General features: G+C 73.5%; 16 protein-coding genes. 6 read left to right on the forward strand and 10 right to left on the reverse strand.

What is annotated here, in order from left to right:
* Nucleotides 1-55 precede the first annotated feature (55 nt).
* Both IG86_RS0113700 and IG86_RS0113705 read left to right on the forward strand, forming a co-directional pair.
* Nucleotides 56-1,045 carry a dihydrodipicolinate synthase family protein gene (locus IG86_RS0113700; RefSeq protein ID WP_078905895.1) on the forward strand — a complete coding sequence of 330 codons (990 nt, stop codon included), beginning with the start codon at nucleotides 56-58 and terminating at the stop codon, nucleotides 1,043-1,045.
* Between the two features lie 381 nt (nucleotides 1,046-1,426).
* Nucleotides 1,427-2,191, forward strand: coding sequence for a transglycosylase SLT domain-containing protein (locus IG86_RS0113705; RefSeq protein ID WP_030896983.1), 765 nt, complete (start codon nucleotides 1,427-1,429; stop codon nucleotides 2,189-2,191).
* Here the strand turns inward: IG86_RS0113705 and IG86_RS0113710 are convergent.
* From IG86_RS0113710 to IG86_RS0113740, 6 genes are all read right to left on the reverse strand, one after another.
* Complete coding sequence (locus IG86_RS0113710; protein ID WP_051785152.1) at nucleotides 2,188-3,096, reverse strand: phytoene/squalene synthase family protein; 909 nt, start codon at nucleotides 3,094-3,096, stop codon at nucleotides 2,188-2,190. The two genes, IG86_RS0113705 and IG86_RS0113710, sit on opposite strands and share 4 nt — an antisense overlap.
* Before the next feature lie 82 nt (nucleotides 3,097-3,178).
* Nucleotides 3,179-4,894: a serine/threonine-protein kinase gene (locus IG86_RS0113715; RefSeq protein WP_030896987.1), complete on the reverse strand. Its 1,716-nt coding sequence runs from the start codon at nucleotides 4,892-4,894 to the stop codon at nucleotides 3,179-3,181.
* A gap of 27 nt (nucleotides 4,895-4,921) precedes the next feature.
* Nucleotides 4,922-6,544, reverse strand: a complete 1,623-nt coding sequence (locus IG86_RS0113720; RefSeq protein WP_030820276.1) for a peptide-N4-asparagine amidase — start codon at nucleotides 6,542-6,544, stop codon at nucleotides 4,922-4,924.
* 192 nt (nucleotides 6,545-6,736) lie between these two features.
* The gene (rraA, locus tag IG86_RS0113730; RefSeq protein WP_030896989.1) at nucleotides 6,737-7,216 is read right to left on the reverse strand and encodes a ribonuclease E activity regulator RraA; all 480 of its coding nucleotides are present in this window, start codon (nucleotides 7,214-7,216) and stop codon (nucleotides 6,737-6,739) included.
* A 193-nt stretch (nucleotides 7,217-7,409) separates the two neighbouring features.
* The gene (locus IG86_RS0113735) at nucleotides 7,410-8,342 is read right to left on the reverse strand and encodes a DMT family transporter (RefSeq protein WP_051785153.1); all 933 of its coding nucleotides are present in this window, start codon (nucleotides 8,340-8,342) and stop codon (nucleotides 7,410-7,412) included.
* Nucleotides 8,339-9,241, reverse strand: a complete 903-nt coding sequence (locus IG86_RS0113740; RefSeq protein WP_078848525.1) for a phosphatase PAP2 family protein — start codon at nucleotides 9,239-9,241, stop codon at nucleotides 8,339-8,341. The genes IG86_RS0113735 and IG86_RS0113740 overlap by 4 nt, the downstream gene beginning before the upstream one ends.
* Nucleotides 9,242-9,392: 151 nt before the next feature.
* Here IG86_RS0113740 and IG86_RS0113745 point away from each other — a divergent pair, with 151 nt between their 5' ends.
* Nucleotides 9,393-10,025 (forward strand): TetR/AcrR family transcriptional regulator, encoded by a 633-nt coding sequence (locus IG86_RS0113745; protein WP_045937167.1) that lies wholly within the window; start codon nucleotides 9,393-9,395, stop codon nucleotides 10,023-10,025.
* A gap of 151 nt (nucleotides 10,026-10,176) precedes the next feature.
* Here IG86_RS0113745 and IG86_RS0113750 read toward each other — a convergent pair whose 3' ends face one another.
* Nucleotides 10,177-10,728, reverse strand: a complete 552-nt coding sequence (locus tag IG86_RS0113750; protein WP_030820287.1) for a TerD family protein — start codon at nucleotides 10,726-10,728, stop codon at nucleotides 10,177-10,179.
* Nucleotides 10,729-10,853: 125 nt separating this feature from the next.
* Nucleotides 10,854-11,969, reverse strand: a complete 1,116-nt coding sequence (locus tag IG86_RS0113755) for a hypothetical protein (RefSeq protein ID WP_030896993.1) — start codon at nucleotides 11,967-11,969, stop codon at nucleotides 10,854-10,856.
* A 217-nt stretch (nucleotides 11,970-12,186) separates the two neighbouring features.
* On the opposite strand from IG86_RS0113755, the gene IG86_RS0113760 reads away from it, so the two are divergent.
* Entirely contained in the window at nucleotides 12,187-12,999 is an 813-nt protein-coding gene (locus IG86_RS0113760; RefSeq protein ID WP_030820290.1) for a glutamate ABC transporter substrate-binding protein, read from the forward strand.
* A 90-nt stretch (nucleotides 13,000-13,089) separates the two neighbouring features.
* On the opposite strand, the gene IG86_RS0113765 is transcribed toward IG86_RS0113760, so the two are convergent.
* A complete protein-coding gene (locus IG86_RS0113765) occupies nucleotides 13,090-13,656 on the reverse strand; it encodes a DJ-1/PfpI family protein (RefSeq protein ID WP_030820292.1) in 567 nt (188 codons plus the stop codon).
* Nucleotides 13,657-13,884: 228 nt separating this feature from the next.
* On the opposite strand from IG86_RS0113765, the gene IG86_RS0113770 reads away from it, so the two are divergent.
* Together IG86_RS0113770 and IG86_RS0113775 are read left to right on the forward strand one after the other, a co-directional pair.
* Nucleotides 13,885-14,709, forward strand: coding sequence for an endonuclease I family protein (locus IG86_RS0113770; protein ID WP_030820294.1), 825 nt, complete (start codon nucleotides 13,885-13,887; stop codon nucleotides 14,707-14,709).
* 114 nt (nucleotides 14,710-14,823) lie between these two features.
* On the forward strand, nucleotides 14,824-15,129 hold the full coding sequence (locus tag IG86_RS0113775; RefSeq protein ID WP_030820296.1) for a DUF3040 domain-containing protein: 306 nt from the start codon (nucleotides 14,824-14,826) through the stop codon (nucleotides 15,127-15,129).
* A 27-nt stretch (nucleotides 15,130-15,156) separates the two neighbouring features.
* Here IG86_RS0113775 and IG86_RS0113780 read toward each other — a convergent pair whose 3' ends face one another.
* Entirely contained in the window at nucleotides 15,157-16,779 is a 1,623-nt protein-coding gene (locus IG86_RS0113780; protein WP_030820298.1) for a beta-N-acetylhexosaminidase, read from the reverse strand.
* Between the last annotated feature and the right edge of the window lie 35 nt (nucleotides 16,780-16,814).

A 16,814-nucleotide genomic window follows, 5' to 3' on the forward strand; every position in this document is an offset into this window, starting at 1 on the left:
TTGGGTAAGAAACGTGAACTGGATTTGCCGCTCGGAGCGGGTCAGGCTCGTGGGCATGGCACAGGACACGACGCAGGACACCGCAAGGAAGACCCCGCAGGGCATCGCGGGTGCGGCCCCCCGGGGCATCGCCGGGGCGGTCCCGCTCCACGGGATCCACGTACCGCTCGTCACCCCCTTCGCACCCAGCGGGGAGGTCGCCGCCGGGGCCCTGGAGGCGCTCGCCCACGAGGTGCTCGACGCGGGGGCCACCGGAATCGTCGCCCTCGGCACCACCGGGGAGGCGGCCGCCCTCGACGAGGAGGAGCGCGACCTCGTCACGGGCGTGTGCGCCCGGGTATGCGACGGGCGCGGCGCCGTGCTGACCGTCGGCGCGGGGGCGTCCGGCACCAGGGCCGCGGAGGCCTCGCTGGCCGGGCTGGCGCGGTGGCCGCAGGCGGGGGCGGCGCTGGTCACGGTTCCGTCGTTCGTACGGCCTTCGGCGGCCGGGGTGTTGGCGCACTTCGAGCGGCTGGCCGCGGTGAGCCCCGTACCGCTGGTCGTCTATCACGTCCCGTACCGCACGGGGCAGCCGCTGGGCGCCGCCACACTGCGGGCCCTCGGCTCGCTCCCCGGGGTCGTCGGGGTGAAGTACGCGGTCGGCACCCTCGACCAGGACGCGGTGGAACTGCTCGGCGACCGGCCGGCCGGTTTCCACGTGCTGGCCGGGGACGACGCGCACGTGTCGGCGATGCTCGCGCTGGGCGCGTCGGGCGGGATCCTCGCCTCGGCCCATCTGGCGACGGACCGGTTCGCGGAGCTCGCCGCTGCCTGGCGGGCGGGGGACGCGGTACACGCCCGGACGCTGGGCCACGCGCTCGCCGGGCTGTCCGCGGCCGCCTTCGCCGAGCCCAGTCCGGGCGTCGTCAAGGGCGTGCTCCACGCCCAGGGCCGCATCCCGACCCCCGACGTACGGCTTCCCCTCCTGCCGGCCTCGCAGGCGGCGGTGACGGCCGCCCTGGAGCGGCTGGCCGCGCTCCCGAAGGCCCGGACCGGGGAGGCGTGAGGAGGACGCACACGCCGGAAAGAGTCTCGGATGGGCGTTTTAACCCCTAAGCGCGAGTCGCCCGAATGAGGCCAACAGAGAGCGGACTTGCCCTGATTGACCCCAGGGCCGCCACCCCGTGATGTCAGTCACGCGGACCAGGTCAACATCATTTCCCGCAAGAGGCCGATTCCCTTTTCCCGGAAAGGAAATCGGCCTTTTCGTCGCCATGCCCACAAGGTCATTTCCGGGGCGGATAGCGGGATGTCGATCTATGGGTGGAATTCGGGGCTTGTTCGCTCCCGGCGGGCTCACCTACGGTCACCTCACTCCAGGTGGTGAGCAGCCGAATACGGCGCTGCCGACCCGGATCTCCCGTCCCCCCACGTGAGGAATTCCGCCATGCCTGCAAAGGGTAAGCACCGTCGGCCGAAGCAGAACCCGATCACCCGCAAGCTGGCCCTTGCCGGCACGGGTGGCGCGGCCCTCACGCTCCCGCTGATCAGCGCGACCACCGCAGGCGCGGCCGGGACGAGCGCACCGGCAGCCACGGTGACCACCGTCACCGCGGCCACCGTGGTGAACGCGGTCACCACGGTGAACGCCCCTCCCACCACGTATTCCGTGGTCGTCGGCGACACCCTTTCGGAGATCGCCGCGGACCACTCCGTCAGTGGCGGATGGAAGCAGCTCTACGAGGCGAACCGCGCGGTCGTCGGCGACAACCCGTCGGTCATCCGGCCCGGCATCAAACTGACCATCGGCGCCCAGGCGAAGGCCGCCACCGCGGCCAAGACCGCGGCCAAGACCGCGGTGAAGACGGCCGCCAAGCCGGCGTCCTCCTACCCGAACAATCTCGACGGGTGGATCCGCGAGTCCCTCGACGTGATGGCCAAGCACGGTATTCCCGGAAGCTACAACGGAATTCACCGCAACGTGATGCGGGAGTCCTCGGGCAACCCCAAGGCGATCAACCTCTGGGACATCAACGCCCAGAACGGAATCCCCTCGAAGGGTCTGCTCCAGGTCATCGACCCGACCTTCAAGGCCTATCACGTGCCCGGCACTTCGCTGGACTCCTACGACCCGGTGGCCAACATCACCGCGGCCTGCAACTACGCGGCCGCCCGCTACGGCTCCATCGACAACGTCAACGGCGCCTACTAGACGGCCGGGCGGCGCCGGGCGGCGCGCAGCAGGATCCGCAGGGGTGCGACGATCCCGTAGCCGACGTCCCGGCGCAGGGCGCCTGCGCCGGCCCGCTCGACGGCGCTCAGTTGGTGCGCCATGAGGTCCGCCATGGTGGCGATGACGGGGCGCAGGCCGGGCTCCGCGAGGTCGAGGAGGCCGTGGGTGGCGTCGAGGGCCGCGCGGGCGCGGCGGGTCTCGTCGGCGAGGAGGGCCCGTACGGCAGGGGTGTCACGGGCCGCCTCCAGGTCGGCCCGGGTCACGGAGTGCTCGTCGAGGCGGGCGCGCGGGAGGCAGAGCCGGCCGTCGGCGAGGTCGCCGTGGAGGTCGGCGAGGAAGTCGACGCGCTGGGCTGCGTCGACGAACCGGCGCCAGCCGGCGGCCTGTTCGGGGTCGGGGCCGCCCTGGTACTGCAGTCCCGTGAAGACGAGCACGCCGGGCCAGGCGTAGGCGTCGAGGTAGGCCTGGAAGTCCGCCTCGTCGGCGAAGCCGTCGAAGGCGGCCTCCGCGGTGGCGGCGCCCGCGAGGAAGCGGGACACCCAGTGCCCGGGCAGGCCCCGGGATTCCACCGCGTGGGCGTAGGCCCGCAGCACGGGGTCGGGGCTGTCCCCGGTCTTGAGGGCGGCCTCGACGCGCTCGGTCAAGGCGGTGAGGCCCGCGGCCCGTTGCTGCGGGGTTCCGGTCTCGGCCACGTCGTCGACGAGGTTCATGAAGGCGAGACCGGCTGCGAGGGCCGGTACCAGGGGCGGCGCGGCGAGCAGTCGCAGCGCCAGGTACGGCGCGCTCTCGCGACGGAGCACCCGGCGGGCGGCGTGCGTGTAGTCGTCCCGCAGCCGGGTGCCGGATATCCCGGCCGTCGTGAGGGTGGTGCGCCAGCTGGGCATGGTGGGTCGGGCTCCTCGGTGTACGCCTGAGCGGGGGACGGTACGGGGGTGACGTGACGGGGGACGTGACGGGAACGCCGGCTCAGGAGCCGTAGACCTTCCTGAGGCTGCCGTCGATGCCCCACAGGACGTAACCGCCGCGCCCGTACTCGTCGCTGAGGTAGGTGCGGATGGAGGGGGCCTGGTCCATCATCCAGGGGTCGACGATGACGTGGCGCGAGGTCGGCTTCTCGACCTTCAGGTCCTTCTTGGCCTGCTCCAGCAGGCCGGGCAGCGCGTCCCAGTTGACCGCGGCCATGTCGATCAGCGGCTCCCCCTCCTCGACCGTGCCGTCCGGCCCCGTGCGGCTGGCCACGCCGTCCCGGTACTGCCAGGAGTCGACGGTCTCGGCGCCGGCGGCCGTGGGGATGGAGGCGAGGATGTAGCCGTCGTAGAGCGTCATGTCGACGAAGGTGGTCGTCCCCGTCTGCTTCTTGAACGCCTCCAGGGCGGTGCGGACGTTCCCCGGCGTCATCATGCTGCCGCGGGGCGCGTCCGCCTTCTGCGCGCTCGCCTTCGGGGCGGGGGCCGAGGAGGCGTCCCGCGCGGGCGGGGTGGCGGAGGCGGTGGCGGTGGCGGCGCCCTTCGCCTTGTCGTCGCCGGAGTTCCCGTCGGGCAGCAGCTGGACGATGCCGAACACGCCGGCCGCCAGCACCGCGGTGAGCGCGGCACCGATCAGGGCCGGGCGCCGGCGCGGGCCGGAGGCCACCGGGACGGGCGTGGTGGGGGTCGCGTACGGGGAGGCGCCCGAGCCGTACGGCGGCGGGGTGTGCGCGGCGTGCGGGGTGCCGGCGGGCGTGGGCGCGTACGGACCGAACTGCCCGTACGGGCCCGGCACGGCCGGGGAGGCGACCGGCGGCGCGGCAAAGGGCGCGGCACCGGCACTGGCACCGGCACCGGCACCGGCACCCAGAGCAGCGCTCGCGTCCCGGAGCAGTTGTTCCAGCCGTGCGCCGTCGGGCCGCGCGGCCGGGTCCCGTACGAGCAGCCGCTCCAGCACGGGCCCCAGCGGGCCCGACCGCACCGGCGCGGGGATCGGCTCGTCGAGCACGGCGACGACCGTGGCCAGGCTGGTGGCCCGGCGCAGCGGATTGGCCCCCTCGGCGGCCACGTACAGCAGCATGCCGAGCGACCACAGGTCGGAGGCGGCCAGCCCCTCCTCGCCGCGGACCCGCTCGGGCGCGATGTACTCCGGCGAGCCGATCAGCACGCCGGTCGCGGTGAGCCCCGTGGAGTCGTGCAGCGCGGCGATGCCGAAGTCGGTCAGCACGGCCGAACCGTCGGGACGCAGCAGCACGTTGGCCGGCTTCACGTCGCGGTGGAGGATCCCCTCGGCGTGCGCGGCGCACAGCGCCGACAGCACGTCGAGGCCGAGCCGCACCACCTCCGCGGGCGGCATCGGGCCGGACTCCAGGCGGTCGTGCAGGGACCCGCCGCGGACCATCTCCATGACGATCCACGGGTGCCCGTCGGTGCCCTGCGCGGGCTCGACGATGTGGTGGATGGTCACGACGTGGGGGTGGGCGAGACGGGCGAGGGCGCGTGCCTCGCGGACGGCGCGTTCGCGCATCTGGTCCGCGAGGCCGGGCTGGGCGGCGGCGGTCGCCGGGTCCGGCGGGCGGACCTCCTTGAGCGCGACCTCGCGGTGCAGGGCGATGTCGCGCGCCCGCCAAACGGTACCCATGCCGCCGCTGCCCAGGGGCGCGACCAATTCGAAGCGCCCGTCGATCAGCTGTCTGCCGGCCTCACTCGTGTCCATGGCGGATCATCGTAGGCGCCGCCACCGTCAGCAGCGTCGCCGGTCCACCGTGACCGTTCCCTGGGTGGTGCCCACCGTGCGGTCGTAGCACCCGCCGGGCGCCTGCGACCCGTACAGCCGGTGGCGGGCGGAGGTGGTGGCGACCGCGTGGCGCTGGTCCCGCGGGACGTTCGCGGTGTAGGTGGCGTCGCCCGTGTACCGGTCGTCGAGGCGGGAGGCGTCGACGGTCCGGCCGCCGCGCAGGGTGACGGTGTCCGCGCGGTCGCCGAGGGAGAGGACCGTGCGCAGGCGGTCGCCGGCGCCGAGGGTGGTCTCGCCGTCCATCGTGTAGGTGCGGTCGGTCCGGGTGGTCGTCGGCCCGTGGGTCACGCTCTCCTCGTCGGTCCAGGTCGCGGTGAGCGCGTCGAGGTTCTCGCCCTCGGTCCAGCGGTGGGCGGAGGTGTGGTGCACGGAGCGGGTGACGGTGGTGTCCACCCGCCCGCGGGAGGTGTTCAGGTACCCGGCGACGGTCAGGCGGTGCGCGCCCTCGGTGTCCACCCGGTGCTGTCCGCCGGGGCCGGCGGGCGTCCAGCGGGAGTGGCCCGACGGGGCGCCCTCCTCGTGCCGGGTGAGGGCGCCGGTGACGACCTGGCGCGCCTGGTCCTGCCACAGCAGCAGGTTGGTGGGGGTGCTCCAGCCGCTCTGTCCGGCGGGCAGTCCGGCGACGGTCACCTCGATGCGGTGCGGGCGGCCGTCGTTGAGGAGGGCGGCGTAGGGGGTGAGGTCGTAGCGGATCGGCTGGACGTCGAAGGCGCGCGGGCCGGGGGTGACGTACCAGAGGAACGGGTTGGACCAGCCGCCGGTCCAGACGGTGGGGAAGGGTGCGGCGATGCCGGCGAGCCGCCCGTCGACGGAGACGCGGACCTCGCGGTGGGGGCCGCCGTCCGCCGTGCAGGAGTACGGGGCTCCGGCGGGGGTGGTCATGTACCAGTACTCCTCGCAGCCGCCGCCGGAGCCGGTGGCGTACACCTCGGCCAGCAGCCGTTCGGTGTTGCGGGGGGTGGTGATCACCGGGGTGGTGAGGGGCAGCACGCGGTCGGGGGTGTCGGGTGCCCGGGTGCGTCCCTCGGCCGCGTAGAAGGTCAGGGTCACCTTGACGTCGATGACGCCGGTGTAGGTGTCGTCGACGACGTTGCCGATGAGCATCTCGACGGGCTGCGGGCGGGTGAGGGTGTCGCGGTAGCGGGTGACGTCCTTCTCGACGGACCAGGTGATGCCGTCGGGCGAGGGCTGGGGCGTGGAGGTGCGCAGGATCTCCACACCGCCCAGGGAGAGGTGGCCCAGCCGGTCGTACTGGCGGCCCTTGACCTTGCCATCGAGGCGGAGCACCACCGCCGCCCAGTCGGCCGCGCCGCAGCCGGCGGGTGGCGCGTAGTCGCCGCGGTAGGGGGTGAAGTCGCGGAACTGCGCCTCGGCGAGGGTCACCCGGCAGGACCGGGTCGAGGGGCGCGCGACGGGCGGCGCGGCGGTGAGGGGGTCGTGCCAGTCGGTGCCGAACTCGGCGGGCGGCGGGTCCGTCCGGGGCAGGCCGTGCGCGGGTCCCGCGGCGGCCAGGGTGCCGGCGGCCAGCGCGATCGCGCCGAGCAGGCCCGTGATCCTGTGTCGTCTCATGGACCGGCAGTGAAACCCGGCGCGCCGGGCGGCTGCCAGGGCCGGCGGGCCGGCCCTGGCCGGTTCTCGTCGCCGGCCGGGCGGGAGTTCCCGCCGTCGGCCGTCCGGGAGTTGGCGTGGGTGGCCGTCCGGGAGTTGGCGTGGGTGGCCGGGCGCGAGTTGGCGTGCGCGGCCGGGCGGGAGCCCTCCACGTCAGCCGCGCAGGACGACCACGCCGTCGTCGTCGGCGTGGACGGTGTCCCCGGCGCGGAAGGTGACGTCGCCGATGGTGACGGGCTCGTCCACGGCGCCGGCGCCGGTCTTGCCGCTCTTGCGCGGGACGGTGCCCAGGGCCTTCACGCCGAGGTCGAGGCCGCCGAGGGCGACGCTGTCGCGGACCGAGCCGTTGATGATCAGGCCGGCCCAGCCGTTGCGTTCGGCCGCGCCGGCGATGAGGTCGCCGACCAGGGCGGTGCGCGGGGAGCCGCCGCCGTCCACGACGAGGACGGCGCCCTCGCCCGGCGTGTGGAGGAGTTCGCGCAGGAGGGCGTTGTCCTCGTGGCAGCGGACGGTCCGCACCGGGCCGGCGAAGAGCCGGCGGCCGCCGAACTGGCGGAAGCCGGTGGTGCAGATGTCGAGGGCTTCGCCGTGCCCGTCGTACAGGTCGGCCGTGGGGACGGGGGTGATGCTCATCTCGGTGCCGGTTCCTCGCTGCTCGTTCTCGTGACTTCGCGTGGTGCGGCCAGGGTAGTGGGCCCCGTTCCGGCGGCGGCGGGGTGCGTGCGGCCGGAACGACAACGGCCGGAACCCGATGGGCCCGGCCGTGAGCCGCAGGGGGACACGATGAGGGGAAACGTTTCCGTACAACGTCGGGCGGCCGCCCGGATCAGACCGGCACCCGACCCCGTGGCACGGCCAGTTCGGCCGCGCCGGCCGGCACCAGGGCCGCCGGTGCTCCCGCCGGGGCTCCCGCCGGGGCAGCCGGGGCGCCCGTCGGAGCGGCCGGCGCCCGGGTCAGCAGCACCACGCCGCGCGCCGCCACGAGCGCTCCGGCCGCCGCCAGCAGCAGGCCCACCGCCCCGCCCTGGAGACGTTCGCCGAGCAGGACCGCGCCGATGGCGGCCGCGGCGAGGGGGTTGGCCAGGTTCACCACGGCGAGCGGGGCGCCGAGGCCGCCGCCCCGGTAGGCCCGCTGCGAAAGGAGCATCCCGCCGACCGCGAACACGACGACGAGCAGGGCCACGGCGACGACCCGGACGCTGAAGAGGGAGCCTCCTCGGCCGCCGGCGACGGCCACGGTCTGGGTCAGCGCGGAGGCCACAGCGGACGCCAGTCCGGAGGCGGTGGCGTGCCGCAGCCCCGAGCCCGGGTCCTTCGCCGCGGTCAGGGCCAGGATCACGGCGACGGTGGCTCCGGACACCGCCGACGCCTCCACCAGCGTGAGGGTGTCGTCGGGGGCCGGCCCGGAGGCCGGGAGCAGCAGCAGGCCGAGGCCGGCGACGGTGGCGAGCGTGCCGCGCCATTCGGTGGCCGCCACCCGGCGACCGGCCCGGCGCGCACCCATCGGGACGGCGGCCACCAGGGTGAGCGCGCCGAGCGGCTGCACCAGCGTGAGGGGCCCGTAGCGCAGGGCCGCGGCGTGCAGCAGGGCGGCGGCCGTGTTCAGTCCGGCCGACCACCACCAGACGCCGGAGCCCAGCAGCGCCCCGGCGCTGCGCGCGACCCCGGCGCGGGCGAGCCGCTCCTGGGCGACGGCTCCGGCCGCGTAGGCCACGGCCGAGGCGAGGCAGAGCCCGACGGCGAGGGCGGTGTCGTTCACTTTCCCGCTCCCACGGTTTCGGCGGCGCTCTCGCGGTGCGGCAGTGCGTGTACGGCGTCCCGCGCCCCGGTGTCGGCATCCGCCGCGGGGCCGGCCGCGGTCGGCGCGTCCACGCCGGCGGCGGCGCCGGTGTCCGCCGGGTCGGTGTCCGGGGCGCCCGCGCGCGGCCGCGGGACCAGCAGCAGGGCGATCCCGAGCAGGACGGCTGCGACGATCGCGTCGAGCCAGTAGTGGTTGGCCGTGCCGACTATCACGAGCAGGGTCACCAGCGGGTGCAGCAGCCACAGCAGGCTCCACCGCGACCGCTTCCCGCCCCGGGTCGCGGCGATCACACCGATCGCGAGCATCAGGGCCCAGCCGAAGTGCAGGGAGGGCATCGCGGCGAACTGGTTGGCCAGCGTGTCGGCGTCCGGAGCGGCCCGGTAGACGGTGGGCCCGTAGACCTGTCCGGTGTCGATGAGCCGGGCGGCGGGGAGCATCCGCGGGGGCGCGAGGGGGTAGGCGAGGTGCAGGACGAGCGCGGCTGCGGTGAGCACGGCGAGCACCCGGCGGGTCCACAGGTAGTGCGCGGGGCGCCGGACGTAGAGCCAGATCAGGAAGAGCGCGGTGGCGGGGAAGTGGACGGCCGCGTAGTAGGTGTTCGCGGTGGTCACGAGGGCGTCGCCGTGCAGCAGCAGCCGCTGCACGGCGCCCTCGCCGGGCAGGCGCAGGGCGCGCTCGGCGTCCCAGATCCAGTCGGCGTTGCGGAAGGCCTCGCCGGTGCGGTCGGTCGAGAGCAGCCGGCCGGCCTTGTAGACGGTGAAGAAGCCCGCGACGAGCAGAAGCTCGCGTATGAGGCGTCGGCGAGCGGCTCTCGGTCCGGCTGCCGGCGCCCCGGCAGGCGTGGTGTGGGCGGTCATCCCCCGGTCTCTCTTCCTGTTGCGCGCACAGCGACACGCCAGTGTATCGATACATTGGCGTATCGATACGCTGGTGTACCGATACGGTCGCGTTCCCGTACACTTCGAAGCGGAACCCGCAGTCGAGGCGCCCCGAGGAGAGCCGCAACCCATGACGTCGACGCCGATCCCCGCGCGCCGCTCCAAGATCACCCCGGAGCGGGAGCAGGAGTTCTACGACGCCGTCCTGGAACAGCTGCGCGAGCACGGCTACGAGGCCCTGACGATGGAGGGCATCGCCGCCCGGGCCAGCTGTGGCAAGTCCACGCTCTACCGGCAGTGGAAGACCAAGCCCCAGCTGGTCGCCGCCGCCCTGCGCTCCGGCCGGCGGGGCACCCTCGCCGCGGTGGACACCGGGACCCTGGCGGGCGACCTGCGCGAGGCGGCCCGGATCGCGGCCGGCACCTCCGGCCGGGACACCCGGCTGACGCAGGCCCTCGGCCACGCCGTGCTCAGTGACGAGGCGCTCCAGGCCGCCCTGCGCGAGGCCCTGGTCGAACCCGAACTGGCCGCCTTCGACGTGATGGTGGGACGGGCCGTGGAGCGCGGCGAGATCGCCGCGGACCATCCCGCCGTGGAATTCCTGCCGGCCCAGCTGATGGGCGTGCTGCGCATCCGGCCGGTGCTGGAGGGACGGTACGCCGACGCCGACTACCTGGTCCGGTTCGTGGAGGCGGTCATGCTCCCGGCCCTGGGTCTCGCGCCCGGCCGCCCCACCCGGCCGGCGGCCGGCCAGGCCCCCTGAACCGGCGGGCCGTCGTCCCGGTGACCGGACGGCGTCCCGCCCGCGCTGCCTCGTGGGGACGGCGGCAGCGCGCCACCCGGACCGGGCGGCGGCCACTCACCCGAGTGGCCGCCGCCCGCTCTGAGCGGCTCGGCGACGATCTCCGCCGCATTCAGCGGACCCCGCCCATGGCCCGGGTGAATTCCTCCGGGCCGGTGTCGAAGCCCGCCAGCCGTACGCCGAACGACCAGGCGCCCGAGGCGTCCCGGGTGAACTCGGCGACGGTGGCGGCGGTTGCGGCGGGCACGCCCGCGAAATCGCCCTGGGCGAGGTCGGTGTGCCCCTCCCGGATCCGGAAGCCCGTGCCGGCGACATCGGCGAAGGTCTTCACGCCGCCTTCGCCACCGCCCGCTCCGGCGCCGGTGTCCTGGATGACCACTCCGATCACCACACGGCCCAGCTCCGGGGCCATCCTGTGCAGTTCGAGCGTCATGACCTCGTCGAAGCCGAAGCCCTGGCCGGTGTGGCTGTCCCGGTTGAGGTTGATGGTCCCGTCCGGCGACCGGCTGCCGAAGTGCACGAGCTGGACGGGGGTCCCGTGCGGATCGGCGGCCGCGTACACGGCCGCGACGATGTCGAGGTCGTTCGCGGGAGTGCCGGCCGGGCTGGGGTCCCACCGCAGCGCGACCTCCACCTTCGCCAGTCCCTTGCGTACACCGGTCACCGAACTCCCCCTTCGTTTGCGGGTACTGCCCGCCCATGATCCCACGGGCGCCCCTTCGCGGCCCGAACGGCCGTACGTTCCCGGCCAGTCGGGCCGATCCGGTCGTGCCGTCGGCGCCCCCGCGGCTACCAGTCGCCGTCCTGTACGGGTTTGCCCGGCCTCGGGGCGTTCCCGAGCGGCTTGACCTGGCCGGGGGCGGGCTCCGCCCACGGGGCGTGGTCGTCGCCGAGCCACTCCCCCACCGGCTTGACCCCGCTCAGGGCGTCGGTCGGCGCCAGGTCGGTGGCCGATTCGTCGTAGTAGTCGAACCAGGGCAGCCCCGCCTTGGTGTAGGCGGCCCGGTCGACCGGCGAGGGCGGCGCCTCCTCCCCGGTGATCGCGCGCCATGCGGGCGGGGGCACCAGGTGCACGAAGACCCGCGCGGCCGGCTCCTCGGCCCAGTCGGAGAGCGGGCGATCGTCCCGGTAGACCTCCTGCTGCATGCTGCCGCCGACGCCGAGCCCCATCGCGGGGGCGGCGGGCGGACCCGACCTGCCGCCGGGAGCCGCCGAACGGGGCGCCGGAGCCCCCGTCGGCGCGGGCGGGGCCATCATCGGCGCGGGGACCGGGCCGCCGAAGCCCGCGCCCGCGGGGGCCTGCGCGGGCGGAGCTCCGTAGAGCCCCTCGCCCCCGGACGGCGGGGGCGGGGCCAGTCGCGCCCGCTCGGCCCGGTGCCACTGCGCGAGCGCCTCGCGGCCCAGCTCGAACGCCTGGAGCTGCACGCCGCCGGTGGTCTCCTCACCGGTGACCTGCCCCTCGACCGTCGCGCCGAGCCCCAGGGGCACGGCGACGAACTGGCGCACGGTCCCGTCCCCGGAGTTGATGCCGTCCAGCCAGGGCTGCCGGGGCAGCACCACGTAGTTCTGCGGGGTGCGCGCCAGCCTGCCGCTCCAGCGCTCGCCGGAGACGGCGCACACCTTGCCGACGCCGACCTGGAGGGCGGCGGGGGTCCGGGTGCCGCCGAAGCTCAGCCACATCGCCTCGCGCAGGTAGACGGGCAGCATCACGCCGCCCTTGGCCAGCCATTCCGGCGGGACCGTGTCGGGGTGGTCCTCGACCCGGCGCAGCGGGAATTCCCCCAGCCCCGGCGGCAGCGCGTGCGTTCCGGATTCGGGCAGGCGCAGGGTCCGTATGAACCGGATCTGCACCCCTTCTCCCAAAACCAATGCATTCCCGTCGACCCGTACCGAACCTGTTCCCACACCCGCCCCTTTCTCCTGGTGAGACCCGGTTTTACCGAAGAAATTACGGTCGAGCCGGATCGTTATCCTCAAGTTTCGCTCAAATGTAGTGACGCTAAGGCCGCCCTCTTCCTAGCTTCCTCGTACACATGTCTCGACGTGTCGTACGTCCCCGCGGTTCCACACGCCCGGCGATCCCGGTGACGCGTACCGCGTTCCCCCAGGAAAGAGTGCAAGCATGAAGGTTCCCCAGGCCGGCGCGGTCGCCGCAGTGATCGCCCTCGCCCTGACCGCCTCCGGGTGCGGTGGCGGAGAAGAGGACCAGGGGACCCTGTCCATCGGCATCAAGTTCGACCAGCCCGGCATCGGCATGCGGGAGACCGGCGGTACCTTCACCGGTTTCGACGTGGACGTCGCCACTTACGTGGCCAAGGAACTCGGCTACAAGCCGGACCAGATCGAGTTCAAGCAGGTCCTCAGCAACGACCGCGAGCTGCTGCTCCAGTACAACGAGGTCGAATTCGTCGTCGCGAGCTACTCGATCAACGAGAAGCGCAAGGAGAAGGTCGACTTCGCGGGCCCGTACTTCGTGGCCCACCAGGACCTGCTGACCCGCGCCGAGGACACCTCCATCACCAAGGCCGAGGACCTCAACTCCAAGACGATGTGCTCGGTGACGGGTTCCACCTCCGCCGAGAACCTCAAGAAGAACCTCGCCCCCAAGGCCGCCCTGCTGGAGCTCGGCGGCTACTCGGACTGCGTCGTCGCCCTGCAGGAGGGCCGCGTCGACGCGATGACCACGGACAACTCGATCCTGGCCGGGTACGCCGCCCGCAAGGGCAACGAGGGCAAGTTCAAGCTGACGGGCCAGAACCTCAGCAACGAGAACTACGGCATCGGGGTCAAGAAGGGCGAGAAGGAACTCCAGCGCAAGATCAACGACGCGCTGAAGAAGATGGTCCAGGACGGGTCCTGGGAAGCGGCCGTGAAGAAGAACTTCGGCTCGAACTACAAGTACGAGCCGGCTCCGGCGATCACCACGGGCAGCTGACGCCCGTCGTACGGGTGGCGGTGACCCCTTGCCGGGGTCACCGCCACCCGTGCGTCCGCGCGTCCTGCGGGGCCGGGACGGCCGCGCCGGTCAGGCCACCGGGGCCTTGCCGCGCAGTACGGTCAGGAACTCCCGCATCCAGCGCGAGTGGTCGGGCCACGCCCTGGCCGAGACCAGGGTGCCGTCGACCACCGTCTCGGAGTCCTCGAAATCGGCGCCCGCGGCCTTCATGTCCAGCTCCAGCGCCGGGTACGCGGTCACCTTCCGGCCGGTCAGGCCCCCGGCTGCGGCGGTGATGAGCGGGCCGTGGCAGATCTGCGCGATCGGCTTGTCGGCTTCCGCGAAGGCGGCCAGGATCCGGCGCACCTCGGGGTCGTTGCGCAGGTACTCGGGCGCCCGGCCGCCCGGGACGACCAGGGCCGCGTAGTCCTCGGTCACCACGTCGGTGAAGGCCAGGTCGGCGGGCCAGGTGTAGCCGGGCTTCTCGGTGTAGGTGTCGAAGCCGTCCTCGAAGTCGTGGACCACGAAGCGCAGCTTCTTCACCTGCGGGGCCGCGATGTGGACCTCGTACCCCTCCTCGCGCAGACGCTGGTAGGGATACAGCACCTCCAGCGACTCGGCCGCGTCGCCGGTCACGATGAGGATCTTCACTGCCATGGGCTGCTCCAGACGAGGCTGTCGACAAGGCGGTTCACGTTCGGGCGGCCCCGCCGGGGCCATCGCTACCCTGCCCGCGGCGATCGAGGCCCACACCCCGGCTTCCACGTCCCCGACACATGTTTTTTGCCTGATGGGCACATGACAATGTAATCCTCGCTCTGCCACCTGATCCCCCGCCAATTCCCCGGGCGGGGACGGTGCGTACGGAGAGGTACCCCCCACCCGATGAGAATCTCGCGCCTGACCCCCTGGGCCGCCGGCCTCGCCGCCGTCGCCCTGTTCGCCGTACCGGCGGCCGCGTCCGCCGGCCAGCGGGGCACGGCGGCGCCCCGGACCCCGGGGGCCGCCCCCGCCGCGGCCGCCTCGTACGACTCGTACTACGCGCCCGCCGAGGGCAAGACCGGTGCCGCCCTGAAGGCGGCCCTGCACGACATCATCAAGACGCAGTCCAAGGTCACCTACGACGGGGTGTGGAACGCCCTGAAGGCGACCGACCAGGACCCGGCGAACCCGAACAACGTCATCCTCCTCTACTCCGGCCGCTCGCAGTCCAAGTCGACGAACGGCGGCGGTGCCAACGACTGGAACCGCGAGCACGTCTGGGCCAAGAGCCACGGCGACTTCGGCACGGCCACCGGCCCGGGAACGGACCTGCACCACCTGCGGCCCGAGGACGTCACCGTCAACAGCACCCGCGGCAACAAGGATTTCGACAAGGGCGGCAGCCCCGTAGGCGAAGCACCGGGCAGCCTGACCGACGCCGACTCCTTCGAGCCCCGCGACGCGGTCAAGGGCGACGTGGCCCGCATGCTGCTCTACATGGCCGTCCGCTACGAGGGCGGGGACGGCTTCCCGAACCTGGAGATGAACGACAAGGTCAACAACGGCTCCGACCCGCTCTTCGGCCGGATCAGCCTGCTGAAGCAGTGGAACCAGATGGACCCGCCGGACGCCTTCGAGCAGCGCCGCAACCAGGTGATATTCGACGTGTACCAGCACAACCGCAACCCGTTCATCGACCACCCGGAGTGGGTCAACTCCATCTGGTGACGTCGCTCGGCGGTAGCGGCGGCCTCCGGGGGTTGACGCGCGTCAGGCCGGGTATCCGCAGCCCACAGGCTGCGGTCCGCGCCCGGCGGCGGCAGCCCGCGGAGGTGCGTCGTGATGGACGGAGCAGGCCTCTCCGATCGCGAGCAGCGCGCCCTCTCCGCGATCGAGGCAGAACTCAAGGGCGACCGCGCCCTCGACCGGATGCTGCGGTCGGGGCGCCGGCGGCGGCGCGCCGCCTGGGCCGGGGTGTGGGCCGCGGTGACGGCGGCGCTGTTCGTGGCGGCTTCGGTGACCGTGTCCGAGGCGCTGCTCTGGGGCTGCGCCGCAGCCTGGGTCCTGACGGTGGTGACGGCCCTGCCGCCGGCCGTCGAATGGGCCCGCCACCGCCGCGGACGGGTCCGGCCGCGCGCGGACGTGTGAGGCGCTCACAGCGGACGTGTGAGGCGCTCAGAGCCGGCCGGCGAGGGCCTGGAAGTCCGTCCAGGGCAGCTGCGGCGTCCGCGCGTCCCACACCTTCTGTGACAGTGCGGCCAGCGGCATTCGGATGCCGGCCGCCACCTGGTCCTGGGTCTGCGCGCCGGACAGGTCGGCCCAGACGGCGAGGCGCCCGCCGAGGATCTGGCCGTCGTAGGAGGCCGGAACCGGGGTGGTGCCGCGCAGGACCAGCGGGGTCCACTGCTCGTAGATCCGCCGGCCGGTGGGGTAGGTGAACTGGTTCGGCTCGCCGAGCACGTAGTACAGGTACTCGTCGTTGAGGTTCACCAGCTTGCGGCCCTCGCGCAGGTACTCCAGCGGCGGGCGTGCGCCGATCTCCTTGCCGGTCCAGTACTCGACCTGGATGTCCTTGGCGGCGCTGGTCACCCCGCCGGTGAAGAAGCCGTCGTTCCACGCCTTGAGCGCCTTGCCCGACGGGCGGACCACCGCGGCGCGGTCGTTCAGCCATCCCGTGGCCAGGTCCTGCACGCGGGCCGAGGGCCCGTAGCGCTGCTGCGCCGCGCGTGCGAGCTGGGGGAAGGAGGCCTGCGGGTCCCGGACGACCAGTGCCTGGTACTCGTCGGCGCCCAGGTGCCAGGCGCCGCCGGGGAAGAGCGGCCGGTACTCGCGCAGCAGATCGTCGATGAGCTTCGCCGAGGCCGGGTTCGATATGTCCACCGCTCCCTTGACGGCCTTGCCGCCCACGTCGCGCAGTTGCAGGTCGGGGTGGGCGCGCAGCACGGCGCCGAGGTGTCCGGGCGAGTCGATCTCCGGGACCACCGTGATGTGCAGCCGGGAGGCGAGCGCCGTGATGTCGCGGACCTGCGCCTTGGTGAGGTGCGGCGTGGAGACGATCTCGGGGTGGCTGTCGGACTGGATCCGGAAGGCCTGGTCGTCGGAGAAGTGCAGGCCGAGCTGGTTGAGTTTGAGATCGGCCATCTCGCGCAGCCGGCCCTTGATCCAGTCGGGCGTGAAGTGCTTGCGCGCTATGTCGAGGTTGAGGCCGCGCTGGGGTTTGGCCGGGCCGTCCCGTACGGTCCCCTCGGGGGCGGTGCCTGCGGCGCGCACGGCCTGCTTGAGGGTGCGGGTGCCGTAGAAGACCCCTGCTTCGTCGGGGCCGTTGATGCGTACGCGGCCGTCCTTGACGGTGAGGGTGTACGACTCGGGCTTGCCCGAGCCCTCCACCGAGAGCTCCACGTCGCCGGCGCGCGGCGCCGCCGCCTCGCCGTACGCGAGGCCCAGTTCCCCGGCGAGCAGCCGGGCCTCGTCGGCGAGTGCGGCCGCGTCGTCCTGCGCGACGACCACGCGGGCGCCGGGGGCGGGCTTCCAGCCGGGGCCGCGGGCCGGCTCGTGTTCCCGTACGGCCGGGATGGTGCGCGGGGCCGTGGACAGGGCGTAGGTCGGGGACGGGGCCGGCGGCGTGGGGGCGGCGGCCGGGGCGGTCGTCGTGCCGGCCGCCCCGGGGGCGGTGGGGCTGGGGGCGCGTACCTCGTCGGAGGCTGCCGTGCACCCCGGGAGGGCAAGGGTGACCAGCGCGGCGACCCCTGCCGTCGCGATGGCGTGGATCCTCTTGTGCCTCTTCGTCTTCCGCATCATGTGCCCGTGTCCCCCGTACCAAAGTGGCACGGGGG

It is taken from the genome of Streptomyces virginiae, assembly GCF_000720455.1.
Taxonomy (GTDB): Bacteria; Actinomycetota; Actinomycetes; order Streptomycetales; family Streptomycetaceae; genus Streptomyces; species Streptomyces virginiae.